Origin of the sequence: Sphingomonas sp. MJ1 (PH-R8), assembly GCF_048058635.1 — a bacterium.
In the GTDB taxonomy this organism is placed as follows: Bacteria; Pseudomonadota; Alphaproteobacteria; order Sphingomonadales; family Sphingomonadaceae; genus Sphingomonas.
The window spans coordinates 138,364-164,539 of record NZ_JBBEFX010000005.1 but is presented as its reverse complement, the minus strand read 5'-3'; the positions used below and the strand labels follow the sequence as shown (position 1 = coordinate 164,539).

Annotated in this window: 23 protein-coding genes; 15 read left to right on the top strand and 8 right to left on the bottom strand. The window is 66.9% G+C overall.

Going from position 1 to position 26,176, the window contains the following annotated elements; all coding sequences use genetic code 11:
• Positions 1–2 precede the first annotated feature (2 nt).
• A complete protein-coding gene (locus VPH46_RS06700) occupies positions 3–935 on the bottom strand; it encodes a FecR family protein (protein WP_416609878.1) in 933 nt (310 codons plus the stop codon).
• A complete protein-coding gene (locus VPH46_RS06695; RefSeq protein WP_125961711.1) occupies positions 932–1,468 on the bottom strand; it encodes an RNA polymerase sigma factor in 537 nt (178 codons plus the stop codon). The genes VPH46_RS06700 and VPH46_RS06695 overlap by 4 nt, the downstream gene beginning before the upstream one ends.
• A 343-nt stretch (positions 1,469–1,811) precedes the next feature.
• Between VPH46_RS06695 and VPH46_RS06690 the strand changes: the two genes are divergently transcribed.
• The 7 genes from VPH46_RS06690 (at position 1,812) to VPH46_RS06660 (ending at position 11,354) form a co-directional block, all read left to right on the top strand.
• Positions 1,812–2,276: an RNA polymerase sigma factor gene (locus tag VPH46_RS06690; protein ID WP_416609876.1), complete on the top strand. Its 465-nt coding sequence runs from the start codon at positions 1,812–1,814 to the stop codon at positions 2,274–2,276.
• A gap of 16 nt (positions 2,277–2,292) precedes the next feature.
• Positions 2,293–3,204: a FecR family protein gene (locus tag VPH46_RS06685; protein ID WP_416609874.1), complete on the top strand. Its 912-nt coding sequence runs from the start codon at positions 2,293–2,295 to the stop codon at positions 3,202–3,204.
• A 178-nt stretch (positions 3,205–3,382) separates the two neighbouring features.
• Entirely contained in the window at positions 3,383–6,085 is a 2,703-nt protein-coding gene (locus VPH46_RS06680; protein ID WP_416609872.1) for a TonB-dependent receptor, read from the top strand.
• Entirely contained in the window at positions 6,085–7,647 is a 1,563-nt protein-coding gene (locus tag VPH46_RS06675) for an alkaline phosphatase D family protein (protein ID WP_416609870.1), read from the top strand. The genes VPH46_RS06680 and VPH46_RS06675 overlap by 1 nt, the downstream gene beginning before the upstream one ends.
• A gap of 539 nt (positions 7,648–8,186) precedes the next feature.
• Positions 8,187–8,375 (top strand): DUF3008 family protein, encoded by a 189-nt coding sequence (locus tag VPH46_RS06670; RefSeq protein WP_416609868.1) that lies wholly within the window; start codon positions 8,187–8,189, stop codon positions 8,373–8,375.
• Positions 8,376–8,378: 3 nt separating this feature from the next.
• Positions 8,379–10,370, top strand: coding sequence for a protein-L-isoaspartate(D-aspartate) O-methyltransferase (locus VPH46_RS06665; protein ID WP_416609866.1), 1,992 nt, complete (start codon positions 8,379–8,381; stop codon positions 10,368–10,370).
• Between the two features lie 45 nt (positions 10,371–10,415).
• Complete coding sequence (locus VPH46_RS06660) at positions 10,416–11,354, top strand: NADP-dependent oxidoreductase (RefSeq protein ID WP_416609864.1); 939 nt, start codon at positions 10,416–10,418, stop codon at positions 11,352–11,354.
• Positions 11,355–11,393: 39 nt separating this feature from the next.
• On the opposite strand, the gene VPH46_RS06655 is transcribed toward VPH46_RS06660, so the two are convergent.
• From VPH46_RS06655 to VPH46_RS06645, 3 genes are all read right to left on the bottom strand, one after another.
• A complete protein-coding gene (locus tag VPH46_RS06655; protein ID WP_239436775.1) occupies positions 11,394–12,350 on the bottom strand; it encodes a cation transporter in 957 nt (318 codons plus the stop codon).
• Entirely contained in the window at positions 12,347–12,796 is a 450-nt protein-coding gene (locus VPH46_RS06650) for a hypothetical protein (RefSeq protein WP_416609862.1), read from the bottom strand. The genes VPH46_RS06655 and VPH46_RS06650 overlap by 4 nt, the downstream gene beginning before the upstream one ends.
• A gap of 177 nt (positions 12,797–12,973) precedes the next feature.
• Positions 12,974–15,436, bottom strand: a complete 2,463-nt coding sequence (locus tag VPH46_RS06645; RefSeq protein ID WP_416609860.1) for a membrane-bound PQQ-dependent dehydrogenase, glucose/quinate/shikimate family — start codon at positions 15,434–15,436, stop codon at positions 12,974–12,976.
• Positions 15,437–16,049: 613 nt separating this feature from the next.
• Here VPH46_RS06645 and VPH46_RS06640 point away from each other — a divergent pair.
• From VPH46_RS06640 to VPH46_RS06630, 3 genes are all read left to right on the top strand, one after another.
• On the top strand, positions 16,050–17,810 hold the full coding sequence (locus VPH46_RS06640) for a thiamine pyrophosphate-dependent enzyme (RefSeq protein WP_416609858.1): 1,761 nt from the start codon (positions 16,050–16,052) through the stop codon (positions 17,808–17,810).
• A gap of 63 nt (positions 17,811–17,873) precedes the next feature.
• Positions 17,874–18,014 carry a hypothetical protein gene (locus tag VPH46_RS06635; RefSeq protein WP_416609856.1) on the top strand — a complete coding sequence of 47 codons (141 nt, stop codon included), beginning with the start codon at positions 17,874–17,876 and terminating at the stop codon, positions 18,012–18,014.
• A 5-nt stretch (positions 18,015–18,019) separates the two neighbouring features.
• A complete protein-coding gene (locus VPH46_RS06630; RefSeq protein WP_416609854.1) occupies positions 18,020–18,190 on the top strand; it encodes a hypothetical protein in 171 nt (56 codons plus the stop codon).
• A 346-nt stretch (positions 18,191–18,536) separates the two neighbouring features.
• On the opposite strand, the gene VPH46_RS06625 is transcribed toward VPH46_RS06630, so the two are convergent.
• The gene (locus tag VPH46_RS06625) at positions 18,537–18,788 is read right to left on the bottom strand and encodes a DUF885 family protein (RefSeq protein ID WP_416610025.1); all 252 of its coding nucleotides are present in this window, start codon (positions 18,786–18,788) and stop codon (positions 18,537–18,539) included.
• A gap of 431 nt (positions 18,789–19,219) precedes the next feature.
• On the opposite strand from VPH46_RS06625, the gene VPH46_RS06620 reads away from it, so the two are divergent.
• Positions 19,220–19,912, top strand: coding sequence for a DUF3313 family protein (locus tag VPH46_RS06620; protein ID WP_416609852.1), 693 nt, complete (start codon positions 19,220–19,222; stop codon positions 19,910–19,912).
• Between the two features lie 120 nt (positions 19,913–20,032).
• Here the strand turns inward: VPH46_RS06620 and VPH46_RS06615 are convergent, their stop codons facing one another.
• Complete coding sequence (locus VPH46_RS06615) at positions 20,033–20,902, bottom strand: LysR family transcriptional regulator (RefSeq protein ID WP_416609850.1); 870 nt, start codon at positions 20,900–20,902, stop codon at positions 20,033–20,035.
• Positions 20,903–21,068: 166 nt separating this feature from the next.
• On the opposite strand from VPH46_RS06615, the gene VPH46_RS06610 reads away from it, so the two are divergent.
• Together VPH46_RS06610 and VPH46_RS06605 are read left to right on the top strand one after the other, a co-directional pair.
• Positions 21,069–21,347, top strand: coding sequence for a tyrosine-protein phosphatase (locus VPH46_RS06610; protein ID WP_416609848.1), 279 nt, complete (start codon positions 21,069–21,071; stop codon positions 21,345–21,347).
• A 268-nt stretch (positions 21,348–21,615) separates the two neighbouring features.
• A complete protein-coding gene (locus tag VPH46_RS06605; protein WP_416609846.1) occupies positions 21,616–23,577 on the top strand; it encodes a putative bifunctional diguanylate cyclase/phosphodiesterase in 1,962 nt (653 codons plus the stop codon).
• A 12-nt stretch (positions 23,578–23,589) separates the two neighbouring features.
• Here the strand turns inward: VPH46_RS06605 and VPH46_RS06600 are convergent, their stop codons facing one another.
• On the bottom strand, positions 23,590–24,516 hold the full coding sequence (locus VPH46_RS06600) for a crotonase/enoyl-CoA hydratase family protein (protein WP_416609844.1): 927 nt from the start codon (positions 24,514–24,516) through the stop codon (positions 23,590–23,592).
• Between the two features lie 255 nt (positions 24,517–24,771).
• Between VPH46_RS06600 and VPH46_RS06595 the strand changes: the two genes are divergently transcribed.
• The gene (locus VPH46_RS06595) at positions 24,772–25,860 is read left to right on the top strand and encodes a diguanylate cyclase domain-containing protein (RefSeq protein WP_416609842.1); all 1,089 of its coding nucleotides are present in this window, start codon (positions 24,772–24,774) and stop codon (positions 25,858–25,860) included.
• Positions 25,861–25,941: 81 nt separating this feature from the next.
• The gene (locus tag VPH46_RS06590) at positions 25,942–26,100 is read left to right on the top strand and encodes a hypothetical protein (protein WP_164521324.1); all 159 of its coding nucleotides are present in this window, start codon (positions 25,942–25,944) and stop codon (positions 26,098–26,100) included.
• The last annotated feature ends 76 nt before the right edge of the window (positions 26,101–26,176 follow it).

Here is a 26,176-nt window from a genome sequence, read left to right as displayed (position 1 = left end):
TGTCATGGTTGCGCCGTCACCAGCCGCAGCCCATCCTCCTCTCGAGCGACGCGGAATCCATAGATCTCCCCGATCGCGCCCAGCAGTTCTTCCGCATCGTTCAGCTTGAACCGGCCGGAAAGCGGCAGTTCAGCAAGATGCGGGGGCGGGGCCGCAACCGCTGGCCCGGCGCGTCGGTTGAGCTCCTCGACCAAGTCGCCAAGCACCATGTTGTCGGTGTCGATCCAGGATCGTCGCCAGTCCTGCGGAACGCCATCGAACCGGGTCGGATGAGTGGCGGCACCATGCGCAAAGCTGGAGCGCCAGCCGGCGGGCACCACCACGTCGCGGGCGCTGCCGGCCGCACCGCCGAAGCGGACGCGGCCGCGATAGACCGCCAGCTTTACCGCCTGGCTGGCCATATCGACCGAGAACGCCGTTCCCAGCACCCGGGTAGTGGAGTCGCCTGCGCGGACAACGAAGGCGCGGTTCGGCTCGTGCGCGACGTCGAAACGGGCCTCGCCCCGTTTCATCGCCACGATCCGCAAGCCACGGTCGAACGTGACGTCCAGGCTAGTCGCGCCGTTGAGTTCGACCTTCGTCCCATCGGCGAGCGCGACGACCCGGTATTCGCCGCGCCCGGTTTCAAAATGCTGGTTCACCGCGGCAGGCGTCTGGGGCAGGCTCGTCTGCCAGGTGCCTAAGCCGACTGCCAGCCCCAGCATCGTCACTATCCCGGCGCCGGCGGCTCGCTTGCCACGCGCGCGCATCCGGCGGACCTCCTCATCGGACAGACGGCTGCTGGCAGCGATCTCTGACAAGGCCGCAGTCAGCGCCGGATCGTCGAGGACGCGCTGGATGTCGGCCGCGGCGCTTGGCGGGGGCTCGGCAAGCACCGCCTCGTCTTCGCGCATCGCCCAGTGCGCCGCCTCGCGGAGTGCCTCCCGCCGACTCATGCCCCGCCTCCAATCGACAGGCCGCGCCGCTCCAGGGCGTGCCGGAGGTCGGCAAGCGCGCGCGTGCAGTGCTTCTCGACCGAAGCCTGGCGCATGCCAAGATCGGTCGCCACCACGGCACTCGGCACTCCGTCCAGGCGGCGCCTCAGAAAGATCTCTCGCCGCAGCGGGGGCATGACCTTGAGCGCGCGGACCAGAATGTCCACGCGCTGTCGGTAGTCCAGCACCTCCTCGGCCCGCGGCAACGGACAGGCGATCTCTTCCGCCAGCTCTGCGACCGGCGGGTGTGCCCGCTGGCGGCGGAAATGGTCGTGCACCAGGTTGCGCGCCACGGCGAAGCAGAACGCGGCCGCGTCCGCGATCGGGCGCGTGCGGCGATAGTCGTAGAGGCGGAGATACGTTTCTTGGACGATGTCCTCGCCCTCGACCTGGTCACGAAGCCGCTGCGAGACGAAGCGGTGCAAGGCACGCCGCATTTCCGCATCGTGCACGGCAGCGGCCGGCCGTTCGCCGATAGCCGTCACTTCGATCATGACGTCGACCCTCCACCACAAAGGCCGCGTCCGCCGATCAGGCGCGCAGCATCATTGCCCCCCGGCCAAAGATGGCTGCACAGCGATTATGCCGGCCGCATGAAGTTCCCGTGACAGCTGCTCCTCCGCTGGCGGCCCAGTTCCACTTGCGTGCCAGGAGTTTTGCCAACCACTCGGCGTCAGGACCGCCCAAGGCCGGCTTCCGAGGCAAGCTTTCCGTGGCGATGGCCGCCTTCTCAAGCGGCCCATGAGACCAAGCTTTGGGAGTGTCATGCAACCGTCGTTTGCTGCTCCTATCGGGCGCTGACGTCGGCCGTGGAGACATCTGTCATTGCTTTCCTCGATGGGAACGTTTGAGCGGCTGCGCCAGCAGATCGCGCGGATCACCGGTCGCGCCGATGCGGAGGACCTGCTGCAGGAGGCGCTGGTGCGTACGCTGGACCGCGGAACGGACACCGTGTGCAACCTGGAGGCGTTTCTGGTCCGGTCGGCCAGAAACCAGGCGTGCGACGATGCGCGCCGAGCGCGGCATCCTGCGAGTCCGGCCGCACTGGACGCCAACGCCTTCCAGGTCGGCGATCCCCGTCCGCTGCCGGACGAACATGCCGAGATGCGGCAACGGCTTGCGCGCGTTCGAAGCGGTATAGAGCGCTTGCCCGCGCGGACACGCGAGATATTCCTGATGCACCGCCTGGATGGTATGAAGTACCGCGAGATTGCGGCTGCGCTCGGCATCAGCCAAAGCGCGGTCGAGAAGCACATCGCGCGGGCAGCCGCGGACATCGCCGACTGGACGGCCGATTATTGAGGAGCAGCGAGGGCGCATGAGCGGCGGGCATGCCGATGCGGCAGCATGGCTGGCACGCCTTCATGCGGAGGATCGCACGGCGGAGGACGTGGCGGCGTTCCGCGCCTGGCTCGATCGGGATCCGGAAAATGCGTCCCGGTTCGAGCACCTGACTGGCGTCTGGGAGCAGGTGGGCGGATTGGGCGAGATCGAGCGCGCGCCGATCCATGCGCGTGCCGTGTCCCGGCGCGCCGTCTTGGCGGGTGGACTCGGGCTGGCGGCAGCCGGTGGGGCGGGGCTCTGGGCGCTGGCGCTGCCCGATGCGGCCTATGCGACGGCGCTTGGGGAGCGACGCGGGCTCAAGCTTGCCGACGGCAGCCGGTTGCTGATGAACACCAGCACCGTGGTGGAAGTGCGCTTCGATCGCGGGCGTCGCCGCATCGAATTGAAACAGGGACAGGTGCTGCTCGACGTAGCATCCGACCCGCGCCCCTTTCTGGTCGAAGTTTCAGGCGGCGTACTGCGCACCGACCGCGGTCGCTTCGACATCCGTTCGGATGCCGAGCTCACGGCCTATTTCGCGGTGGCCGGTAGTGCGCGTGTGGAGCATGGTGCAGGGGCCTCGGTGTCGCTTCGTTCCGGGGACCGGTTGCGGGCAGGCCTTAGGAGCGCCCCGGCGATCGACCATCCTGAGCCGCTCGACCTGCTCGCCTGGCAGGATGGCCGCGCAGTGTTCCGCGACACCCGCCTCGCCGATGCGGTGCGGGAAATGAACCGATACAGTAACCTGCCTCTGGTCTTGGTGGACGAAACCGTCGGGGAGGAACGCCTGAGCGGCGTCTACCGGGTCGGCGACAACGCCGCCTTCGCCAAGGCGCTCGCCATGCTGCTGCCGGTTCGTGCGATCAGCTCCGGTCGCGAGATCACCCTCCAACACGCGGACGGCTAGAAATACTCTAAGAATTTTGGGGTGGGGTAAATCGCGGCTCGCTCGTCGAGGAGAGGAGATCGGCTGAGTCCGATCCTGCCGTCAGAACGGGGGGAGTATCATCGTGTTGCATTCCATCAACCGGCGCGTTCGCCGGGCCCTTTGCCTTGCCCTCCTTGCGGGGACGAGCGCGCCCGCCTTGGCGGCCCCGGCGGCCGTTGCCGGTCAGGACCAGCAGGTCGTGCTGAACATCCCAGCCCAGCCGCTCGGCGCGAGCCTGGAGGCGATCGCCCGGCAGACCGGCACCGACATCCTGTTCCGCCCTGAACTGGTCGGCGGGCGAACCGCTCCCGCCATTCGCGGCCGCCTGTCTGCTCGTGCCGCGGCGGAGCGCGCGGTTGTCGGCACGCCACTGACGGTGAGTTCCGCAGCCGACGGCACTCTGGTGGTCCGCGGGCCCGACCGCACGGCGCAGTCGTCGGAAGGTGCCGGCGGGGAGGGACTGTACGGTGGCGACATCGTCGTGACCGGCGTTGCCGAAGGGACGTCGAAGTTCGACGCGTCCTATGCCGTCTCGACCGTCGACGAGCAGCAGATCCAGTTACTGGCGCCGCAGAGCACGGCCGACCTCATTGGCAAGCTGCCGGGCTTCTACGTAGAGGCCTCGGGCGGCGAGTCGAACAACAACATCAGCCCGCGCGGCCTGCCCGGCTCCTTCGGCACGCGGTTCGTCGCGCTGCAGGAAGACGGGATGCTGTTCTTTCAGGATCCCAACGAGATCTACCTGAACGGCGACAGCTTCCAGCGCATGGACATCATGGTTGATCGGGTGGAGGCGGTGCGCTTCGGCTCGGCACCCATTTTCACCAGCAATGCGCCCGCGGGCGTCATCAACACCATCACCCGCAAGGGTGGCGATGAGGCGAAGGGTGCCATCCGGCTGACCTGGCAGGACAGCGGCATGAAACGGCTCGACGCCTATGCGTCGGGCCCGCTGGGCGGCGACTGGTATTATGCGGCCGGTGGCTTCGTGCGCCAGCATGACGGATACCGCGACACCGGCTTCACCGCCGACAAGGGTGGCCAATTCCGCGTCAACATCACCAAGCGCTTCGAGGGTGGCCAGGTCACCGCCTATGCCAAGTACATCGACGAAACCAACGTCTTCTACCTGCCAATCCCGCTCAAGGACCCGCGCGACGGCAGCTCGCTCGAGGACCTGATCGATCCGTTGCGCGGCAGCATGCTGACCAACGCCAACCGGCATTATGTGGTGAAGACGTTCACCGGGGATCAGACAGAATCCATCCAGCGTGACCTTGCGGACGGCCGCCATGCGCAGGTGTTCCTGACCGGCTTCGACTTCGACAAGCAGTTCGGCGACGGCTGGTCGATCAGCAACAAGCTGCGCTACCTGACCGCGACCGTCGATCTCGACGGCCTCTACTCCACCACCGAGGCTTTCGACCATCAAGCCTATGTTGGCCGCCGCCTTGCCGCGGCCCGCACCGCCTTTGGCCCACAGGTCGCTGGCTTGCAGTACCTGCTCGCCAACGACCGCGGCACCGGAGGCGCGCGCATTCCCTGGGATCCGGCCGTCTCGCGCGGGCTCGTGATCGAGCAATCCTACCGCTATGTGCCGATCAAGGGATCGACGATCATCAACGAGTTCCGGCTCGACAAGGACCTGTCGGGCGTGGGGCCAGGCTTGCACCGGCTTTCAGCCGGGCTCAGCTACTCGCGCGCGACGTTCCAGCACCAGCGGCTGCTGCAGGATTCGCTGAACGAGGTCGGCGGACAGGCACGCCGGCTCGACCTGGTCGCCGTGGATGCGGCGGGCAATGTGCTGGGCTCCGTCACCGACGACGGGTTCCTGCGCTACGGGTCCTACTACATCGGCGGCCGGGCGGAAGCGGAACGCTATGCGCTTTATCTCGCGGACAGCTGGGAGGTGAACGACGCGCTGACGATCGACGCCGGCATTCGCAACGAATGGTACGACCAAACCGGCGTTCGCTGGCTGACCGAAACCCGCGATATGGGCGATCCGACGACGCTGGCGGACAACAGCTTCCAGGGCAACAGCGGCCGGACGCAGGTCATCCGGCAAAAGGACGACAACCTCGCCTGGACGTTGGGTGCCAACTACGCCTTCAGCCGCCGCGTCGCCGCCTTTGCGCGCTACACCAGCGCCTTCCGCAGCCGGAACGTTTGGGCGACCGTGACCAACAACACCGCGCCCGATGATGGTATCACCGGCGCAGAGGTTGGGCTGAAGTACAACAGCCGCCCGTTCTCGCTGTTCGCCACCGCCTTCTACAGCGACTTCGACCAGCTCTCCGTGCCCGGGCCGACCGTCAACCCGATCACGGGAACCAACGAGAGCGCAACCTTCTGGGGCAAGCTCAAGGTCTATGGTCTCGAGACGGAGGCGGTGATCCGGCCCATCCCGCAGTTCGAGATTGCTGGCAATCTAACCTGGCAGAGGCCGCGGCAGCGCGACCTGCAGGAGCGGACCTATGGCAACCTGGGCGATCAGTTCAACGACAAGCTGCCGGTACGCGTCCCCGAGATCGTCGCGCGCGTGACGCCGACGCTCTTCTTCGACCTGGGTGGGGCCGACGCCACACTTTACGGCTCGGTCTCGCATACCGGCGGCCGCTACGTCGACGCCCTGAACTCGACGCGGCTGCCCGCGTATACCACGCTGGATCTCGGCGCGACGGCCCGGCTGGGGCAGCTTCAGTTCCAGGTCGTGGTCACCAACGTCACCAACACGGTCGGCATCACCGAGGGTAACCCCCGCGTCGATGCGTTAACGGGGCAGGGTGTGGACGAGGTGAATTTCGGTCGCCCGATCTTCGGGCGCACCGCGCGCGCCGTCGCAACCTGGAACTTCTGATGCCGGGTGACTTGCAATGGAACCGCCGCATGCTGCTCGGCGGGCTGGGAGGTGCAGCGCTGCTCGCACCGCTCGGCCTGCGGGCGCAGGGGTTCGACGTCACGCCGTTCCAGCTTGGCGTCGCTGCGGGCGATCCTGCGCCCGACGGCTTCGTCATCTGGACCCGGCTGGCGCCGGCGCCGCTGGAGCCGGATGGCGGCATGCCCGGGCGTCCGCTCGAAGTCGCGTGGGAGGTTGCGCGCGATGCCGCCTTCCGCACCGTCGTGCAGCACGGAGTGGCGATCGCCCGGCCCGAACTGGCGCATGCGGTGCACGTCGAGGTAACCGGTCTGGAGGCGGGCCGGCCCTATTGGTACCGCTTTGGCGCGTTCGGGGACCGCAGCTTCGTCGGGCGTGCCGCCACCGCGCCCGCGCCGACCGCGGACGTGCAGCAGCTGCGCTTCGGCGTTGCGGGGTGCCAGCATTATGAGGAAGGCTGGTTCCACGCCTTTGCCGCGCTTGCCGATCAGGAGCTCGACTTCCTGTTCCACTATGGCGACTATATCTACGAATATGCGCCTGCGCCGCCGCTGCGCATGCTGCGCGGGCGGCCGTTCAGCCCCGTCCGCCGCCATCTCGGCGGGGAGACCTACAGCCTCGCCGACTATCGTCTCCGCTATGCGCAGGTGAAGAGCGATCCCGACCTCCAGCGCGCGCACGCAGCCTGCGCCTGGTTCGTGACGTTCGACGATCACGAGATCGAGAACAATTGGGCTGCCGATCGTGACGAAAGCGGCACGCCGCCGGAGATCTTCCTACTGCGTCGCGCGGCTGCGCTGCAGGCCTGGTACGAGCACATGCCGGTCCGCCGCTCGGCCTTTCCGAGGGCTGGAGGGTTGCGCATGCACCGTCATGCCAGCTGGGGCAGGCTGCTGGATGCGCACTTCCTCGACACGCGCCAGTATCGCTCCGACCAGGCTTGTGGCGACGGGGACAAGGCGCTCTGCGACATGGCGCGCGATCCTGCGCGCACCCTGCTCGGATCGGAGCAAGAGCGCTGGCTGGCGCAAGGCCTCGCGAGATCGGAGAGTCGCTGGAACCTGCTCGCCCAGCAGGTGCTGATGATGGATCTCGACCTGGGGAACGCGCCGGGAGCGTGCGAGCCGATCTTTAGCATGGATACTTGGGGCGGCTATCCGGCGGCACGGGAGCGTCTGCTCGGTCACATCGCGGATCAGCGGGTGCGCAACCTAGTCGTGCTGACCGGGGACGCGCACCAGCATTTCGCCGGCAATCTCCGCCGGAAGGACGGGCCGGTGCTGGGCGCCGAGTTCCTGACGACGTCCGCTACCTCCGGCGGAGACGGGGCGGGCGCACTGCCGGGCAACGACATCATCCTGTCGCGCAATCCCGACCTGAAGCTGCTGGAGGATCGCCGTGGCTACTCCATCTGCACGCTCACGCCCCAAAGTTGGACGACCGACATGATCGCATTCGATCAAGTCACGGATCGGCGCTCCCCGCGTACCACAAACCACCGGTTTGTGGTTGAGCATGGTGTTCCGGGGATCGTTACGCGTTGAGGGCGAAAGGCGAGACAGACGGCGATGGCACTCGTTCTGTCGTCCCCTACCTGTGTCGAATGTCATCGGATCCTGCTCTTCTGCGGACCCCGTCTTCCCCAGAACTCTTCAATATAACGGCGGCGGTTACCGAGCTCAGTTCCGGAAGGGAGGTCGCGAATGCGACCAGCAGGAAGCCGATCATGCCGTGGACAACCGCGTCCGCGTCGCGATCCCGTCGGCGGAGAGCGACAGCAGCGTCCCAGTCGCTAGGATGGCGATCCCAAGCAGCGCCAGGTTCGCCAGCATGCGACTGGTGGAGCGCGGGATCGGACCACTCGCGAGCGGGCGCACTTTCCGGATCGCCCTCGGTGCGCCGCCAGACGTCGCTCCGCTCGTAGCGGGAGGAAATCCGCACCGCGAGCACGCACGCACCGCGACGCCGACCGCGCGTTCCTTTCGGCACGGGCATTGCGCTGATCCACCCTAGGAACCGTCGCTCTCGGTTGAGGCACCATGGTTGCCCCGGTGCGTTGACCTCTCTCGAGAGGAGAGTGAAGATGCCCGCAAAGCCCGCCGCCCAGCAGAAGGCCGCCGGTGCCGCGCTCAGCGCCAAGCGCGGCGACACCCCGAAGTCGAAGCTGAAAGGTACCTCCAAGAGCATGGAGGACTCCATGAGCGAGAAGCAGCTGGAGGAGTTGGCGCACACCAAGCGCAAGGGAAAGCCCGAGCACGACAGCAGGGGCTGAACCATGATCGACTTCGCTGCCGCCCGCGCCAGGATGGTGGACGTGCAGATCGCGCGGGGTGGCATTCGCGACGCGGCGGTGCTCGACGCGATGCGCACGGTGCCGCGCGAACGTTTCGTACCGAAGGCGCTTGCCGAATTCGCGTATGAGGACACGCCCCTGCCGATCGGGGCGGAACAGACGATCTCCCAGCCGTTCATCGTGGCGGCCATGATCGAGGCGGCCGAGATCGGGCGGCAGGATCGGGTGCTGGAGGTGGGGGCCGGATCCGGCTACGCCGCCGCCGTTCTCGGCCAGGTCGCCAATCAGGTGTTCGCCGTCGAACGGCATGCGCAGCTCGGCACCGCAGCGGCGGCGCGGATCGAGGCGCTCGGCTACGACAACGTCCGGATCGAGAGTGGCGACGGCAGCGGCGGACTGCCGGCCGAAGCTCCGTTCGACGCGATCCTGGTGTCCGCGGGCGGGCCGGATGTACCCCATGCGCTGAAGCAGCAACTGGCGGTGGGCGGGCACCTGATCGTGCCGGTGGGAGAACCGGGCGATCAGAAGCTCTGCAAGGTGACCCGCATCACCGAGGATAGCTTCGAGGAGCAGAACCTCGGCGCCGTCACGTTCGTGCCGCTGATCGGCGCCCATGGCTGGCCGGAGGATGGCAGCCGCTCCGCGAGCAATCACACCCCCGGCGCCTCGCGCAAGCAGACGCTGCCGGAGATGATCGCCGAAGCGGCAGAGCCGCTGCCCGCGTTCGACGATCCGGCATTCGGCCGCCTGTTCGATCGGTTCGCGGATCGCCGGGTGCTGCTGCTGGGGGAGGCGAGCCACGGCACCAGCGAATTCTACCAGGCGCGTGCCGCCATCACCCGGCACCTCGTCGAGCACCACGGCTTCACCATCGTCGCGGTCGAGGCGGATTGGCCGGATGCCGCCACCGTCGACCGCTTCGTCCGCCATCGCGAGCCGCGGCCCGGCGCGGAAACGCCGTTCCAGCGCTTCCCCACCTGGATGTGGCGCAACACCGACGTCCAGGCGCTGATCCGCTGGATGCACGCGCACAATGCCGACAGGCCGATGCACGACCGTGCCGGCTTCTACGGGCTCGACATCTACAACATGTCCGGGTCGATTGGCGCGGTGCTCGACTATCTGGACCGGATCGATCCCGAAGCCGGTGCCGCGGCGCGCGAGCGGTACGGATGCCTCACGCCCTGGCAGAAGAACCCGGCGACCTATGGCCGCGCGGCGCTCAGCCGGGGCTATGCCGAGTGCGAGCGGGCCGTGATCGAGCAGTGCCAGGCCTTGCTCCAGAAGCAGCTCGACTATGCGGCGGAGGACGGCGACGATTTCCTGGATGCGGCGCAGAACGCGCGGCTGGTCGCGTCGGCCGAGCGCTACTACCGGATCATGTACTATGGCGGCGCGGAGAGCTGGAACCTGCGCGACACGCACATGTTCGAGACCCTGCGCCATCTGCTGGATGCCAAGGGGCCGGACGCCAAGGCGATCGTCTGGGCGCACAACAGCCACATCGGCGACGCGCGTGCGACCGACATGGGGCAGGTGCGGGACGAGCTGAACATCGGGCAGTTCTGCCGCGAGGAGTGGGGCGATGCGGTCGCGTCTATCGGCTTCGGCACCCATAGCGGCACCGTGGCCGCAGCGACTGACTGGGACGGCGACATGGAGGTGAAGCGCGTCAATCCCTCCCGTCGCGACAGCTATGAGCGGCTATGCCACGACAGCGGCACCGAGCGGTTTCTGCTCGATCTTGCGCCCGGACGGCACGAGGCGCTGCGGCGCGCGTTGGCGGAACCGCGGCTGGAGCGCTTCATCGGCGTCATCTATCGCCCCGACACGGAGCGCTGGAGCCACTATAGCGACGCGGTCCTGCCCGAGCAGTTCGACGCCTATGTGTGGTTCGACACGACCCGCGCCGTGACGCCGCTGGGTCCGGAGCACCATCGCGGCATGCCCGAGACCTATCCGTTCGGCGAGTGACGATCGGCCCACGAGAAGGGCCTGCCCAAGTTTCAGGAGGCACAGATGCACGAGAGCAAATCGGTACGGGTGCACGCATTTGGTGGGCCGGAGGTGCTGCGGGTCGAACCGGTCCCGATCCCCCAGGCCAAGGATGACGAGGTGCTGGTCCGGGTCGCCGCCGCCAGCCTGAATCCTGTCGACTACAAGACGCGCGAGGGCGAGTTCCCGCCGGTCGGCGAGGACGCGCTGCCCGCCATTCTGGGCCGCGACCTTGCCGGGACGATCGAGGCGGTCGGCGCCCGTGCGCACTATATGCTTCGCAAGGGCGACCCCGTGTTCGCCTTCATCGGCTTCGATCGCGGTGGGCAGAGCGGATATGTGGTGGTGAAGGCGCTGGAGCTTGCCGCCGCGCCAGCTTCGATCGATCTCGTGCATGCGGCCGCGGTGCCGCTGGCGGGCATGACGGCGTGGCAGGGGCTGTTCGACCACGGCGGCTTGCAGGCGGGGCAACGCGTGCTGATCCACGGCGGTGCCGGTGGCGTGGGACACCTCGCCGTCCAATTCGCCAAGGCAAAGGGCGCGACGGTGTTCGCGACCGCGGGGACGAACGATCTCGACTATGTCCGCTCGATCGGCGCGGATACGGCGATCGACTACAAGAACCAGCGGTTCGAGGACGTCGCAACCGACATCGACCTCGTGCTCGACCTGGTCGGCGGCGAGACGCAGACCCGGTCCTTTGCCGTGCTGCGCGACGGCGGCACGCTCGTCTCCACGCTCGATGTCGCCGAACCCGACAAGGGCAGGGACCGCAACATCCGCGTGCCGGAACGCTGGCTGGCACAGGTCAACACGAAGCAGCTCGGCGAAATCGCGGCGCTGATCGACGCGGGCAAGGTGAAGGTCGAGGTTGCCGCGGTGTTTCCCGTCGAAGACGCGTCCTCTGCATACGAGCGGCTGGAGAAGGGCCATGTCCGCGGAAAGATCGTGCTGACCTTCTAAATCGGCGGCGCGGGCGGTCGGTCAGCACCGGCATAGGACTCAGCCGTTCCCCTTCGATGCGGATGCCGCGGGCTCCTGCTCAAAAGGCTCCGGTGCCACGAAGCTGATCTGGCCCAGGCGCCAGGATCGTTCCGGATCCCCCGTCCAATAGGTCGCGGGATCCACCCTTTGTTCAGGAGGCGTCGCGCCGATCACTTGCGCGCGGATGATGCGCCCGGTTTCGCGCAACCGGACCTCCGCGCCCGGGAAGCGGGCTCTGAGTAGCTGGTCTATTGCGGCGGCATCTTCGGCGATCTTCGGGCTGTCGAGAGCCCGCGGCGTTCCGTCCACGAGCTCGGCCGTTGCCGCACGAAGGGCGCGCAATCCGTCGTTGAGGATGTCGAGAGCAATGATGCCCGCCGCCACGGCATCGGCCCACCAATAGCCGAGCCCGATTCCGATCACGCCACCGATCCCGGCGATGCCGGTCATCCAGTTCGCCTTCTGGGTCTGCGCGTCGGTAAACAGCGTCTTGTCGTTGAGTGCCCTGGCCAGCGGCAGCTTCAGCCGGCCGAGCACCAGCGGCACCACGATCGAATAGACCTGGGCTGCGACCATGACCCAGCCGAGCCATAATTCGTGGCCAAGGACGTCGACGGCGGCGATGGTGGCATGTTCCTGCGCGAACAGGCTCATTGCGGAGTTCACCAGCAAGCTCCCGCCGAGCGCCGTCAGCGCTGCCGCCGCGATGGCGAAGGCGAGGCTGGGCGCGCGCTGGAACCCGTTCGGAAAGCGTGTCGTCGGCGCCCAGCGCTCGATCCGGACGGCAACGAGGAACACGATCGGCGGGATCAGGCTCAGGCAATCCTCGATCCAGGCCGTCTTCATCGTCTGGCTGGATCCCATTGCCGCGCCCATCACGGCGATCACGCTGATCGTCCAGGCGATCGACCACCATTCCAGCCGCTCGGCGCGGCGCATCAGCGGCACGGACGCTTCGGGCAGGGCGTTGCTCATCGTGCCACCTTCCTTGCCTCTCGTTGCACCAGCACAATCCATGCGTTCTCGCCGTTGCGGGTCACCGCATGGTCGTTCAGCGTGTTTGCCGCTGCCGTCTCGGACGCGAGCGGGGGGCCAAGCGTGACGCGGGTCTTCCAAGGTGTGTCTTCGGCGAAACGCCCGCCGACCACGATGTCGAGGTCGCCAGCTTCCAGTCGCAGCAGCAGCGCCTCTTGCCCGTCGCGGGTCACGGCCGGGTTCGCCCCGGTGTCCTTCGCCAAGGCTGCGATCAGGGCGTCGGCACGGCGGATGCTCTGGAGATCGGCGCCATCGACCATTCCGACGTGCAGGATCCGTTCTCGCCGGATGCGTTCGAGGCTGCCGTCCGGATCGCGCGGGATGTCCCCGCAGCTGGCTAACAGGGAGAAGAAGAGGGGGAACAGGGCTCGCATGCGCCACCCCATATCGGATTTCGCCCGATTACCGAATCAGGGGGAAGCCGAGCTGGCTGCGGTCCGCGAAGAAGGGCGGAACGATACGCCGCCAGGCTTGCATTCTGTCGATCGTGGGCCCGCCGGGGCACCAGCTGCCCGTCGTCGGGAGCAGGGCGCGCCTTCGCGTCCTGCTCCCGGGCACTCGCCTCAATCGGGCAGCGCATAGGCGATCAGCGCGTCGCTGACCGGCGTTTCCATGAAGTGGTGTCCGCCCGCCATGATCACCAGATACTGCTTGCCGTTCGCTTCATAGGTCATCGGCGTCGCCTGACCGCCGCCCGGCAGCACATCCTGCCAGATCGTCTTGCCGGTGCGCAGGTCGATCGCCCGGATCAGATTGTCAGTGGCCGCGGCGATGAACACCAGTCCGCCGGCGGTCACCACCGCGCCACCGTTGTTGGGCGTGCCGATGGTGAAGGGCAGCATCGAGGGGATGCCGAACGGCCCGTTGGTGCGTGCGGTCCCGAACGCACGGTCCCAGATGATCTTGCCGTCGGCCATGTTGATCGCCCGGATACCGCCATAGGGAGGCTCCTTGCACAGCATGCCGGTGCCGTTCTTCGAGAAAGGCCAGAACTTGTTGCGCCAGCCGGCATTCACGTCGACCGCATAGGGCGTGTTCGCCTGCGGATCGCCGGCACCCTCCGCGCCGCCGATGTCGCCGCGCGCCTGATCGCGCGGCGCCCAGCCCCGCTTGTTCGCCTCGGCACGGGGCACCAGCGTGACGTAGTTGGGCATGTCGTTGTAGTTGGCGACGATCACCCCGCGCTGCGGGTCGATCGCGATGCCGCCCCAATCGGTGCCGCCGTTATAGCCGGGATATTCGATTGAGCGACGCCCGGCCTCGGGCGGCGTGAAGAAGCCCTTGTAGCTCGCCCTGCGGTATTGGATGCGGCAGATCATCTGGTCGATCGGCGACATGCCCCACATGTCGCGCTCGGTCAGGTCGGGCTTGCGCAGCGTATGCCACAGCGACACCGGCTGGGTGGCGGCGCGCTGCTCCGGTTCGACGCCGCCGGAGGGGGCACGGATCTCCCCCACCGGCGTCAGCGCGCGGCCGTTACGCCGGTCCAGCACATAGATGTCGCCCTGCTTCGACGGCAGCACCAGCGCCGGGGTGCCCTTGAAGTCGACCAGCGTCGCCTGCGCGCCGAAGTCATAATCCCACACATCGTTGCGCACCGCCTGGAAGCGCCAGCGTGGCTTGCCGGTGGTCACGTCGATCGCGACCAGCGAGGTTGCGAACCGCTTCTCCTCGGGCCGGCGAAGGCTGGAGTAATAATCCACCGCCGCATTGCCCATCGGAAGATAGACCAGACCCAGCTGCTCGTCGCCCGAGGCGATCGTCCACATGTTGGGGGTGCCGCGTGCCCAGGTCTGGCCCTCGGGCGGATAACCGCTCCACTGCGGGTTCATCATGTCCCACGCCCAGCGTAGCTGTCCGGTACGGGCGTCGAAACCCTGGATCACGCCAGAGGGCGCCCAGCGGTCCTGTCCATCCAGCACCTGATGCCCGGTCACCAGCACGCCGCGTACCAGCGTCGGCGGCGAATTGATCGACACGAAGCCCGGCGGCACCTCTCCCATGCCGATCTTGGCATCCGTCTGGCCGTTGGTGCCGAAATCCGGGCACAGCCGGCCGCTGCGTGCATCCACGGCGATCAGGCGCGCGTCGAGCGTGCCTTCGATGATCCGGGTCGCACAAGCCTGGTCGGCTGCCATGCCCGGAACCGCATAATAGACGACGCCGCGGCACGCTGCGGTATAGGGGATCGCCTCGTCCGGCACCTTGGGATCGTAGCGCCAGCGCTCCCGGCCCGTCGCTGCCTCCAGCGCGATCATGATGTTCTTGGGGGTGCACAGATAGAGGGTGTCGCCGATCTTCAGCGGCGTCGTCTCCGCGCCATAGGTGTTCCGGATTTTCTCCGACTTCGGCAGGTCGCCGGTGTGGATCACCCACGCCCGCTTCAGCTTGCCGACGTTTGCCGGATTGATCTGCGCCAGCGGCGAGTAGCGCCGGGCGCTGTACGTGCCGCCATAGGCCGGCCAGTCGGCGCCGACCTGCTGGCCGGACGGATCCGCCATGCCGGCGGTGCCGGGTGCGGGCAACTGGCTCCAGATCGGATTGGGCGCATTGGCGTCCGCCACCCACAGGTTCACCCCGGTGACCAGCACCGCCGCCGCCACGCCGCCCAGCGCCAGCTGCCAGCGGTTGCGCCGCCAGCTCAGCGTCGGCATCACGAGCAGCACGGCGACCAGCAGCACGACGGGCGCGACGATCCGCGGCACCAGCGCCCAGGCATCCGGACCCGATTCCCACCAGGCCCATATGAAAGTGACAGCGACGATGCCGAGATACAGCCAGCCGCCGGCAAGCCGCCCCTTGATGAGCAGAGCGCCTGCCACCGCCATCGCGACGCCGACGACCAGATAATAGAGGGACCCGCCCAGCATGGCGAGCCATGCGCCTCCTGCCGCCAGGATCAGTCCGATCAGCGCGATCACGGCGCCGACGACGATCGAACTCCAGCTACCCCAGCGGCGTGTTTCTGGACCCGCCTGCACTTGCGAAGGGGGACTGCCGAAGGAAGAGGTTCTGGGATCGGTCACGACGGGGCTCCTTCACGACGACCGTTGCCGCGCAAGCTATGCTGCTTCACCAGCGCGCAGCGCCTTTCCGGTCGGATCGAAGTCTGAGTTGCTGCAAGGGACCTGGGATCATAGTCGCAAGATCAGCTATGGGTTGGATCGGCCAAGATCGCCTTCGCGTGCGCCGTCGTGGTCATGCTCGCCCTCCTCAACGGATGGAGAATGGACGGAGTTTGCATCCGTTCCATGAATGGCTTTGACCGGCAGAGTATTTGGGTGCTGCTGACAGGCGCTCAGGCGCGTTCGGAAGGCAGCCGGTGGGCACGCGATTGCAGACGCGCTGCTCTGAAGGGCCGTCTGCTTGCTCCGGCCCGACGCGCGGGTTCAGGCAATCCGCTTGCCGCTTTGGCAGACTGCGACGGTTTCAAGCCATCTAAGCCGCAGTAGGAGCGCGCGGGTAGTGCTGCTCAACGCAGTGGCACCATGTCGCCATACACGCACCAAAAGGCTGTGGCCAAGGCCAGCGCGGTGCCTGCACCGTGTCGAGCGGCTTAATTCCCCGCGGGTCCGGAACGGCATGCCAGGCGGGCGGTTCCAGAGAGGGCGGGGGAGCGCAGCGGCCAGGAGCTACGGGATGGGACGCAACGGCGCAGAAATTCTTGTCGAGGCGCTGATCGCCTTCGGCGTCGACACGGTGTTCGGCCTTCCGGGCGACGGGATCAATGGCATCATGGAGGCGATCCGCACGCGCCAGGACCAGGTGCGCTTCATCCAGGTGCGCCACGAGGAATCCGCCGCCTTCGCCGCTGCCGCCCATGCCAAGTTCACGGGGAAGATCGGCTGCTGCCTCGCAACGACCGGGCCTGGCGGCATCCACCTGCTCAACGGCCTCTATGATGCCAAACTCGATCGTGCGCCCGTCATCGCGATCACCGGCTCACCCTATCACGACCTCACCGACAGCTACACTCAGCAGGACATCGATCATGCCAAGGTGTTCATGGATGTCGCAGCCTATTCGGCACGGGTGATGGGGGCGCGGCACGTGGAGAATGCCGTCAGCCTCGCGTGCCGGCACGCGCTCGCGCATCGCGGCGTGGCGCATCTAAGCGTACCGGTGGACGTGCAGGAGGAGCCGGAGGACTCCGAAACGCCGTCCGACCGCAATGTGCCCGGCCATGCATCGCTGGTTCCGGCTCAAGGCATTCCGATCGCGCCGGAGGCGGAGATCGCGCGCGCGGCGGAACTGCTGAACGCCGGCACCCGCATCGCCATTCTCGCCGGGCAGGGAGCATTGGGTGCGGTGGAGGAACTGACCCGAACCGCGGAACTGCTCGGCGCACCGATCGTCAAGGCGCTGCTCGGCAAGGGGCTGCTCCCGGACGATCATCCGCTCACCACCGGCGGCATCGGCTTGCTCGGTACGCGGGCGAGCCAGGAAGCGATTGAGGCGTGCGATACATTGCTGATCGTTGGCTCGACCTTCCCCTATATCGAATATTATCCGAAGCCCGGCCAGGCACGCGGCGTTCAGATCGACCGGGACGCCACGCGCATCGGCCTGCGCTTCCCGGCCGAGGTGGGTTTGGCGGGCGACGCCCGTGCGACGCTGGCCGCGCTCAACGCGCAGCTGGAACAGAAGAGCGACCGCAGCTTCCTTGATCGGGCCCAGCAGCAGTCACGCGAATGGCGCGAGCTGATCCGCTCGACGGTCGAGGGGGACGCGAGTCCCATGCCGCCGGGCAGGATCGTGCGCGATGTCGGCGACCGGCTCGCAGAGGACGCGATCGTCGTCTGGGATTCGGGTCATAACACGGGCCTGATGGCGCGGTATGTGACGGTCAAGGCCGGACAAATGTACGGCGGCTCGGGCCTTTCCGCCTCGATGGCATGCGGGCTGCCCTATGCCATCGCTGCCGCGCTGGCATTTCCGGGTCGCCAGGTGGTCGCCTTCATTGGCGACGGCGGGCTCTCGATGCTCATGGGAGAACTCGCGACGATCACGCGCTATCGGCTGCCGATCAAGATAGTGGTGATCAAGAACGGCACTCTCGGCCAGATCAAATGGGAACAGATGATGTTCCTGGGCAATGTCGAATATGAGTGCGACCTCACCGACATCGACTTCGTCAAGGTCGCCGAAGCGTGCGGCATCCGCGGCTGGCACGTCGAAGCGGCGGCGGACTCGGTGCGCGTTGCGGAGGAGGCCCTGGCGCATCCGGGTGCAGCGCTGATCGAGGCGGTGGTCGATCCCGACGAGCCGCTGCTGCCGCCCAAGCGCATCGAGAAATACGCGAAGAACCTCGAGAAGGCGCTCGACGAGGGCACGCCCGGCGCCGCGCAGATCCGCGCGGCGCTAGCGCGCGAGCCCGCACGCACCATGCTGCAGGACTGAGCTCATGCGCGGTCCGGCTGCAAGAACGCGGGGCGACGGCAACGCTATCAAAGGAGAAGCACGATGACGGACGACAAGAAGAAGGGCGACGTCGACAAGAACCGCAAGCATGACGAAGGCGGCAACAAGAAGCAGGACAACAGCGACAATACGAAGAGCCGCACGGGCAACCAGAATGCGGGTCACGGCGGACACCGGGGCTGATCGAGATGGCGGAACTCGAGCAGGTCGCCACGGTCGATCATCAGGTGACGGGCGTCACCGTCAGTCCCGAGGGCCGCATCTTCGTCAACTTTCCGGGCTGGACCGACGACGCGCCCGTCTCAGTCGCGGAGGTGCTGCCGGACGGCTCGCTTCGGCCGTATCCGGACGGAGGGTGAGTAGCGGCCATCTTCGCCAGGACCGGTGAGTTCGAGCGTAGCATCGTGCTGTCCGGGGGTGCGCAGAACATCGGCGACGTGGAGCAGCGTGGTGCATAGGCAACCGCCGGCGTCTATTATGGCCTTGTCTATCCCGCCGCGACCAGCGGCGAACGCCTCGGGGCGAAGTTGACGGTCCCGGTGAGGGAACTGACTGAAATCCCGGATTATCGTTGGCGCGATTGAGCGACAGGTGCTGCAACGTTCCCGCCGACTCTTCCGGCATGCTGCTCCATCGACAGACAGATACCTGCCAGCGTGGCTCGACGGCTTTGGCGAGGTATTCTGCTCGCTGAAAGGCAGGTCCTTAGGGCGCGCTCGCGGTCTGCTCCGCCACTACGCTGCCGGGCCACGGGTTGGGGTTCCGCCCACCCGCCGCAATATAGGCGCGCACGGCGCGCTCCAATGTCGGCAGCGGCACCGGGCCGATCTGCAGGATCACGTTGTGGAAGATCCGCTGGTCGAACTTCACGCCGAGCTTGGCCTCTGCCTCGGTACGCTGCCGCCGGAGCTGGATCTCGCCCAGTTTGTACGCAAGCGCTTGGCCCGGCCACGCGATGTAGCAATCGATTCATGCCTACTTTCAACTTGGCTTTAGGTGAACAAGCGCGAACCAACACGAAATGTCGAGCGTCAGACGAACTTGGCCAAACCTTTGAAAGCGCGGGCTAATCCAGTGTTCGGCGCTCGTCGGAGAACGTCAGCGGAAGTCGCTCTTCTACGGACTCCCCCTCCGCCAGGAGGTGGCGCGTTCCAGGCATTGGTGATGTTCCATGGGACGCCCGCTCGGCTGCCACTCTGAGGTGGCTGCGCACGAACGGCCAAGCATCGGCTTCCGCATGGGCAAATACCGGTAGCTGCTGTCCCGCCGGCGCTGCGCGCAGCCGCGACCGGGCTGCGGACATATCCGGATCATGATCGGTGATTCTGCCGATGGCGAACCGGGCCCTCGAGAGCCTTTATTCCTGATCCAAGGACAGGAGACCCCCGATGAAAAGCTTTGCGATCGTAGCAGCGCTCCTGCTGGCAACAGCGACCGTGCCGGCCGCGATCGCGCAGGACAAACACAGCTGGGACAACCTGCTGCGCGTCAAGGCCAAGAAGATGGATGCGGTGTACCTGCTGCCGCAGGCGGACTTCCGCGGCTATACCAAGGTGATGCTGGATCCGACGCAGGTCGCGATGCGCAAGGACTGGAAGCGCGATCGCAACAACGAAACGGTGGGCATCTTCGAGGACGTGACCGACAGGGACGTCACCCGTATTCTCACCGAGGCGCGGACGGGGTTCGAGAAGCTGCTTCGCGAGGCCTATACCAAGGCGGGCTACCAGATCGTCACCGAACCCGCCGCCGATGTTCTTCGGATCGAGACCGCCGTGGTGGACATCGACGTCGAGGCGCCGGACACCATGTCCGCCGGGATGACGCGCGTATACACGCACGAAGCCGGAGGTGCGGTCCTGGTGGTGGAAGCGCGCGACTCGGTCACCGGTGCCGTGCTCGGACGCGCGGTAGACGGGGACACGACGGGCGACCTCGGCCCCTATCTGCGCAACCGGGCGACGAATACCGGCGAGTTCGAGCAGCTTTTCTCGCACTGGGCGAAGGTGAGCGTCGACGGCCTGGCGGAGCTGAAGCAACTGTCGCCGGTGGATGCGCAGGGGCGCCTCGCTAAACGTTGAACAGGCGAACTCGCGGTTGAAATGCATTCGTGTGCAAACCGTCGTTCGAGTGGGCAGGGGCCTTGCGGCAACGGCTCGTGCTGCGCGGGCGGTACGTCGCTGTTCAGAACAGGGCCGTCTTCAGGACGCTGCGAGTCGGCTTGCGAGCGCATCGAGGAGGATGCGCGTCTTTACCGGCAATAGTCTTGCGGAAGGGTAGAGCGCGATCACCGGCGCTTCGCCGCCGTGCCATTCCGGCAGCACGCGTTCGAGGACGCCACTGGCGAGGTCGTCCGAAACGTCGATCTGCGACTTCATCATGATCCCGTGCTCGGCCACGGCCCAATCCCGCACGACATCGCCATTGTCGCAGGTCATGCAAAAGCCGTTTGCGACCGTGAACGATCCTCCGGCTTGCGCGGTCAGCGACCAGGGCGTGCCCGTTCCGAAGCCGAGCAGGCGATGCGCAGCAAGCTCTTGCGGGGATCCGGGGCGGCCATGGCGATCGAGATAGGCGGGCGCAGCCACCAGCAGCCGCCGATTGTCGGCGATCTTTCGCATCACCGCCGAACTGTCAGGCAGATTGCCGATCCGGATGGCGAGATCATAGCCGCCGGCGACAAGGTCGACCACCGTATCCGTCAGCCGCAATGCCACTTGGAGCTTTCGGTGCTCACGCGACAAGGCGCCAAGCAACGGCGTCACATGGGCGCGGCCGAAGGAGACGGGCGCGGTCACGCGGAGGCAGCCGACTGCCTCCTGCCGGCCATGCGCCAGCCGCTCCTCTCCTTCTTCGATCGCTTCGATCGCACGAACGACGCTATCGAACAGGTCCAGGCCCTCGTCGGTCGGGGCGAGCCGTCGCGTAGTTCGATGGATCAGCCGGACACCCGCACGCCGTTCTAAAGAGGCAAGGCGCTTGCTCACGACCGCGAGGCTGGTGCCCAGTTGCGCGGCGGCCGCGGTGAGGCTGCGCTGTTCCACGATCTCGCGAAACGTCTTGAGCTCCATCAGATCGCTAAGCAGCCGATCCTCCATTCGCGCGAAAGTTCCGCTGCCACTATCAACCGGCGTTCGATAGTCAATCGATCCACCGCGCCATTGTGCCGTGCAGCATCAATGCCGATCGTTAGCGCCCCGCCTGGAAGATGCGGCAGAGCTGACACGGAGATTGCAGATGGACATCCACCGCCGCGGGTTCCTGGGTGGCGCTTCCGCCGCCGCCGCAGCAGCCATGATGCACGGAGCGGCTCCTGCCTCCGCCGCGGTGCAGCGCCTCGCGGCGGGCGGGCGCTGGACCCAGAGCTTCCGGCCGCCGCTTGGCCTTGGACTGGGCGGCGAGGCGGTGTTCCAGGTGATCGACGCCCACCCGGGCGGCGCGCGCGGCTATCTGCGCGACCGGCTGGGCCTGGGCGATGCCGAGCTCCGTGCTTTGCGGCAGCGGTACACGGCCTGATGGGCAAGTTCCGGCGGGCCTCATGGGCTCGCCGGAACGCATCGAGATGGCAGAACCGGGAAGTTCCGCTTCCACCGCCATCTCCGCCAGTTTCTTGTGTCGGGCGAGGACCAGCCAATCTTCCGTTCGGGCGATGCCTCCTCTCGCCTCAGGCGCGGATCGGGGATGTCGATTCCTGTCGCGCGTCCGTTCTAGAGAAAGCGGTCGGCTGCACGCGTTTAGCGCCGGCCTTTAGACAAAGTAGACGGTTCGCGCGCATGATGGTGCGATGGCGCGTTTGATCGTTCGATTGAAACAGCTCCGGCAGTCCGATGACCGGATCACGGCGCAGGTTCGGGCGGTGCTGGTGGAGTCGCTCTATGCCTCTCGCCAGTCGCTGATCCTGGGGGCGCTGACCAGCACCGCGATTGCCGCCGTCGTGTCCCTCTCCAGCAAGGACGCCTGGCTGATCGTCTGCGCGATCCTGATCGGGATAGTCGGGCTCGTCCGCATCGTGGATGCGGTGCGCCTCCACCGGCAGGAACTGGCGGAGGGCGCGCGCGGGCCGGGAACGGCGGGGCGGCACGAGCTGCTCTACCGGTTGGGAGCGCTGAGCTATTCCGGGCTGCTCGGCCTGTTCGGCCTCCTGACACTGGTGCGCACCGACGACGGCGTGCTGCAGCTGCTCTCGGTGACGACGGCGATCGGCTATGCTGCCGGGATCGCCGGGCGCAATGCCGGGCGGCCGTGGATCGCGCTGTCGCAGCTCTGTTGCGCGTCCCTGCCGCTTGCCGCCGGGCTGTTGGTCGCGCTCGATCCGCTAAAGGCGGTGCTCGCCGCCGTGATCCTGCTGTTCGTGGCGGCGATGATGGACATCACCCTCCAGACCTATGACGCGATCTTGAAGGCCACCATCGCCTCCCATGAGAATGCCGCCCTGGCCGAGCACAACGCAGCGATGGCGCGGCGCGACGACCTGACCGGCGTCGCCAACCGGACGGCCTTTCGCGAGGAGTTCGAGCATCGTCTTCAGGCCGTGGCAGCGGGGCAGGGCAAGCTCGCGCTGCAATGGCTGGATCTGGACCGGTTCAAGGAAGTGAACGACTCGTTCGGGCACCTGGCGGGCAATGCCTTGCTGGTCGCGGTGGCAGGGCGATTGCGGGAGCGGTACGGCGAGTCCTGCGTGGTCGCCCGGCTGGGCGGGGACGAATTCGCGATCGTGTGCGCGGTCGGGCACGAGCAGGAAGCGGTTGCAAGCGGCCGTACCGTGCTGGAGCTCGTGAAGCAGCCGGTTTCCTTCGACGGCCACAGCCTTCGCACCAGCGCGTCGATCGGCGTGGCGATCGCGCCGGAAGATGGCCGGGACGCCGACACGCTGCTGAGAAACGCGGACCTTGCCCTCTATCGGGCCAAGGAGGGCGGCGGCGACCAGCTTTCGTTCTACGAACCAGAGATGGACGAGAAGATCGAGCGGCGCCGCCAGCTCGGCGCGGAACTGCAGGGAGCGATGGAACGCGGCGAATTCCACCTGATGTTCCAGCCGATCTTCCGGATCGCGGACGAGCGGATCACCTCGTGTGAGGTGCTGCTGCGATGGACCAACCGCCGGTTCGGCGTGGTCTCCCCGGCCGAGTTCATCCCGATCGCGGAGGACAGCGGCCAGATCGACGATATCGGAAGCTGGGTGCTGTTCCAGGCGTGCCAGGCCGCTCGCGACTGGCCGGACGCAGTCACCATCGCGGTCAACCTGTCTCCAATCCAGCTGCGGTCCGCCGACCTTCCAGCCGTGGTGGCGCGCGCGCTGGAGCAGAGCGGGATGCCGCCGGGGCGGCTCCAGCTGGAGGTGACGGAGTCCGTCCTGCTCGAGGACGTGGATGCGTCGTTCGCGGCGCTGGAGGCGCTCAATCGCGTCGGTGTCTGCACCACGCTGGACGATTTCGGAACGGGGTACTCGTCGTTGAGCTACCTCACCCGCTTTCCGTTCCAGACGTTGAAGATCGATCGCTCGTTCATCTCCGACCTGGATCGCAGCCCGGCCTCGATCGCGATCGTGCAGACGATCGTGGACCTCGCGACCAAGCTGGGGATGCGCACGGTTGCGGAGGGCGTCGAGACGGAAGCGCAGCTGATCCAGCTGCGCCGCACCCGCTGTGACGCCGTGCAGGGGTATCTGCTGGCTAGGCCGATGCCGGCGAACATGGTCGGCGCCATGCTCGCCGGCGATGCGTTCGAGACTAGCCCGGGCGCCTGAACGTCCAAGCGATCAGGCGGCGGCCTTCTCGAGCAGGCGGGTCTGCGCCGCGATCAGGCGGCGCATCCGCTTGAGGTCGCCCTCGGTCAGCCGCACCGCGGCATCGGCCCAGAGCTCGACCACCGCTTCCAACTCGGCGAGCGGGAGCGGGTTGATCGCGCGCGACGCCTCGTAGATCGCACAGTGCGCGGTGTGGCGGCGGCGATTCTGGCGGATATACTCCTCCACCGTCCGGCGGCCTTCGCCGGGCTCGGCCAGGCCGTGGACGAGCCCGAGGTCGTAGAGGTCCTCCGCGCTGTAGGTCTGTCCGCTCAGGATCATCTGCTCCGCCCGTGCGGCGCCCAGCCGACGGGACAGGAAGCAGTGGGCGCCCATCCCGGGGAACAGGCCGAACAGCGTCTCGGGCAGGCCGAAGCTCGTGCCCCGCTCGGCGATCACGACATTGAACGAAAGCAGCGCCTCGAAGCCGCCGCCCAGCGCGTCCCCTTCGACCAACCCGATGGTCACGATCGGCAGGTCGAGGCCCAGCATGTTGCGATGGAGGATGCGCACACACGCACGGCCGTAGCGTGCCAGGGCATCGCGATCGTGCGCGCGGATATGCTGGGAGAAGAGGTCCAGGTCTCCGCCGAGCGAGAACACGCCGGGGAAGCGCGAGCCCAGCACCAGATAGCGGATCGGCGCGGTTCCGCTGGTGCAGGCGCGGACGATGTCGTCCTGCCATTGGCCGAACTCACGAAGCAGGTCCGGATTGAAGCTCGGCCGCACCCGCGGACACATATAGGTCCAGAGCGTGTCCAGTTCGGTATCGAACTGCACATCCAGCTGTTCGAATGCGAATAGCGGCGGGGCGTTGTTGTCGGCTGCGTCCAGTCGAGGTGTTTGGGTTGCCGAATCGTGATTGATGCCGGCTTTAAAGCGGGGCTGATGGATCGACATGATGCGTGCCTTCTTCTGCACAGCATTATTGCTGCCTGCGCAGAATAGGTGGGCAATGGTGACGATCCGTCCGGCGCCCGAAGATCCAAACCTTCTGTTAAGGATATTCTGCCATTAAGGGCGAACAACGATGCACCGGGGGGTGCACAGGTTGCGAGCCTTTGTATGAGTGCACGATCCGGCTTCGGGTGCGAACTGCCCCGATGGTCTCTGACGCGATGGCTGGTGGAGCCAGGGGAGGACATCCCCGACAGCATGCGCAGGACGCTGCTGCACAGCCTCTATGCCAGCTTGCCGATCTTTGCAGGCGGGGTGCTGAACACCGTCGCGGTGTCGGCGCTCGTCGCGGCACGGATGCACACGACGGCGGCCTATCTGTGGGTGGCTCTGGAGGTGCTGCTGGCGGCAGCGCGATTGCCGGCCCTGGTGCTGGGACGCAAGGCGATCGCCCAGGGACGGCGGGGTCCGACCGACATCTACATCTCGCTTGCCGTGCTCTGGGCAGCGAGCGTCGGCTATGGCACCTTCATGTGCGTCGCGAGCGGGGACTGGGTCGCCGCGGCGCTCGCCTGTCTCTCGGCGGCGGCGATGGTGGGCGGCATCTGCTTCCGCAACTTCGGCGCTCCACGCCTGGTGGCGGTGATGATCGGGCTGAGCCTGGGGCCCTGCGCGGTCGCCGCAGCATTTTCCGGCCAGCCGGTGCTGCTGCTCGTGATGTTCCAGATCCCGTTCTACCTCATCAGCATGAGCGCGGCCGCCTTCCAGCTCAACCGGTTGCTGGTCCGGACGATGCGAGCGGAGATGATCAACGACCATCACGCCCGGCACGACCCGCTCACCGGCCTCCTCAACCGCAGCGGCCTGGCGCGCTGGGCGGAGGATCGGATGGGGCACGGCCAAGGCGCGCTTGCCGTCTTTTACCTCGACCTCGACTGGTTCAAGAGCATCAACGACACGCTGGGGCACAAGGCGGGGGATACCGTCCTGGTCGGCGTCGCCGAGCGCCTGCAGCAGCTCGCAGCCGGGCGGGGGCAGGTGGCGCGGCTGGGCGGGGACGAGTTCGTCCTGGTGGCGGAGGCCGTGGACCGCGGCGGTGCCGAGCTGTTGAAGGCGCGGATCAGCGCCGCGATCGCCGATCGTGGCTATTTCGTCGATGGGCAGCAGGTGCATGTCGGCGCCAGCGTGGGCGTGGCGCTTTCGGAAGAGCATGGGGAGGACCTGCCCATCCTGCTGGAGATCGCCGACCTGGCGCTGCACCATGCCAAGTCGAGCGGACGCGTCGTGGCCGCTCCGCTCCGCACGCGCGAGACGGCCCCGGATCTTGCTGCGCCACGAGTGAACTAGTCCGCCCGGCGCATCTTCCGACGCCAAGGCACCCAATCGACCGATGCCGCGTTACAGATCGAGCGGCATGGAGGAGCGATCATGGCAGGCACGGACAAGAGGGACCCGTCGAGGAAGCCTGCAGGGCTGCTCGGCCTCTATATCGTGATCGCCTTTCTGGTTGCGATCATCGCGGTTTCCTACGCGTTGGGCTGGGGCGAGCACGACGACACCACGGAAGTCCAGCAGATCGGCGGCTAGCTAGCCGGCTGCGTCTCGCGCCAGAGGCAGGCGGCGAGCACCGCAGGGGTTGGCGTCGGTGAAAGGCTCCGGCTAT

What these genes read in the sequence shown, in the direction of transcription:
- VPH46_RS06700 (WP_416609878.1), bottom strand. Translation starts at nt 935, where the DNA reads ATGAGTCGGCGGGAGGCACTCCGCGAGGCGGCGCACTGGGCGATGCGC.
- VPH46_RS06695 (WP_125961711.1), bottom strand. Translation starts at nt 1,468, where the DNA reads ATGATCGAAGTGACGGCTATCGGCGAACGGCCGGCCGCTGCCGTGCAC.
- VPH46_RS06690 (WP_416609876.1), top strand. Translation starts at nt 1,812, where the DNA reads ATGGGAACGTTTGAGCGGCTGCGCCAGCAGATCGCGCGGATCACCGGT.
- VPH46_RS06685 (WP_416609874.1), top strand. Translation starts at nt 2,293, where the DNA reads ATGAGCGGCGGGCATGCCGATGCGGCAGCATGGCTGGCACGCCTTCAT.
- VPH46_RS06675 (WP_416609870.1), top strand. Translation starts at nt 6,085, where the DNA reads ATGCCGGGTGACTTGCAATGGAACCGCCGCATGCTGCTCGGCGGGCTG.
- VPH46_RS06670 (WP_416609868.1), top strand. Translation starts at nt 8,187, where the DNA reads ATGCCCGCAAAGCCCGCCGCCCAGCAGAAGGCCGCCGGTGCCGCGCTC.
- VPH46_RS06665 (WP_416609866.1), top strand. Translation starts at nt 8,379, where the DNA reads ATGATCGACTTCGCTGCCGCCCGCGCCAGGATGGTGGACGTGCAGATC.
- VPH46_RS06660 (WP_416609864.1), top strand. Translation starts at nt 10,416, where the DNA reads ATGCACGAGAGCAAATCGGTACGGGTGCACGCATTTGGTGGGCCGGAG.
- VPH46_RS06655 (WP_239436775.1), bottom strand. Translation starts at nt 12,350, where the DNA reads ATGAGCAACGCCCTGCCCGAAGCGTCCGTGCCGCTGATGCGCCGCGCC.
- VPH46_RS06650 (WP_416609862.1), bottom strand. Translation starts at nt 12,796, where the DNA reads ATGGGGTGGCGCATGCGAGCCCTGTTCCCCCTCTTCTTCTCCCTGTTA.
- VPH46_RS06640 (WP_416609858.1), top strand. Translation starts at nt 16,050, where the DNA reads ATGGGACGCAACGGCGCAGAAATTCTTGTCGAGGCGCTGATCGCCTTC.
- VPH46_RS06635 (WP_416609856.1), top strand. Translation starts at nt 17,874, where the DNA reads ATGACGGACGACAAGAAGAAGGGCGACGTCGACAAGAACCGCAAGCAT.
- VPH46_RS06630 (WP_416609854.1), top strand. Translation starts at nt 18,020, where the DNA reads ATGGCGGAACTCGAGCAGGTCGCCACGGTCGATCATCAGGTGACGGGC.
- VPH46_RS06620 (WP_416609852.1), top strand. Translation starts at nt 19,220, where the DNA reads ATGAAAAGCTTTGCGATCGTAGCAGCGCTCCTGCTGGCAACAGCGACC.
- VPH46_RS06615 (WP_416609850.1), bottom strand. Translation starts at nt 20,902, where the DNA reads ATGGAGCTCAAGACGTTTCGCGAGATCGTGGAACAGCGCAGCCTCACC.
- VPH46_RS06610 (WP_416609848.1), top strand. Translation starts at nt 21,069, where the DNA reads ATGGACATCCACCGCCGCGGGTTCCTGGGTGGCGCTTCCGCCGCCGCC.
- VPH46_RS06605 (WP_416609846.1), top strand. Translation starts at nt 21,616, where the DNA reads ATGGCGCGTTTGATCGTTCGATTGAAACAGCTCCGGCAGTCCGATGAC.
- VPH46_RS06600 (WP_416609844.1), bottom strand. Translation starts at nt 24,516, where the DNA reads ATGTCGATCCATCAGCCCCGCTTTAAAGCCGGCATCAATCACGATTCG.
- VPH46_RS06595 (WP_416609842.1), top strand. Translation starts at nt 24,772, where the DNA reads ATGCGCAGGACGCTGCTGCACAGCCTCTATGCCAGCTTGCCGATCTTT.
- VPH46_RS06590 (WP_164521324.1), top strand. Translation starts at nt 25,942, where the DNA reads ATGGCAGGCACGGACAAGAGGGACCCGTCGAGGAAGCCTGCAGGGCTG.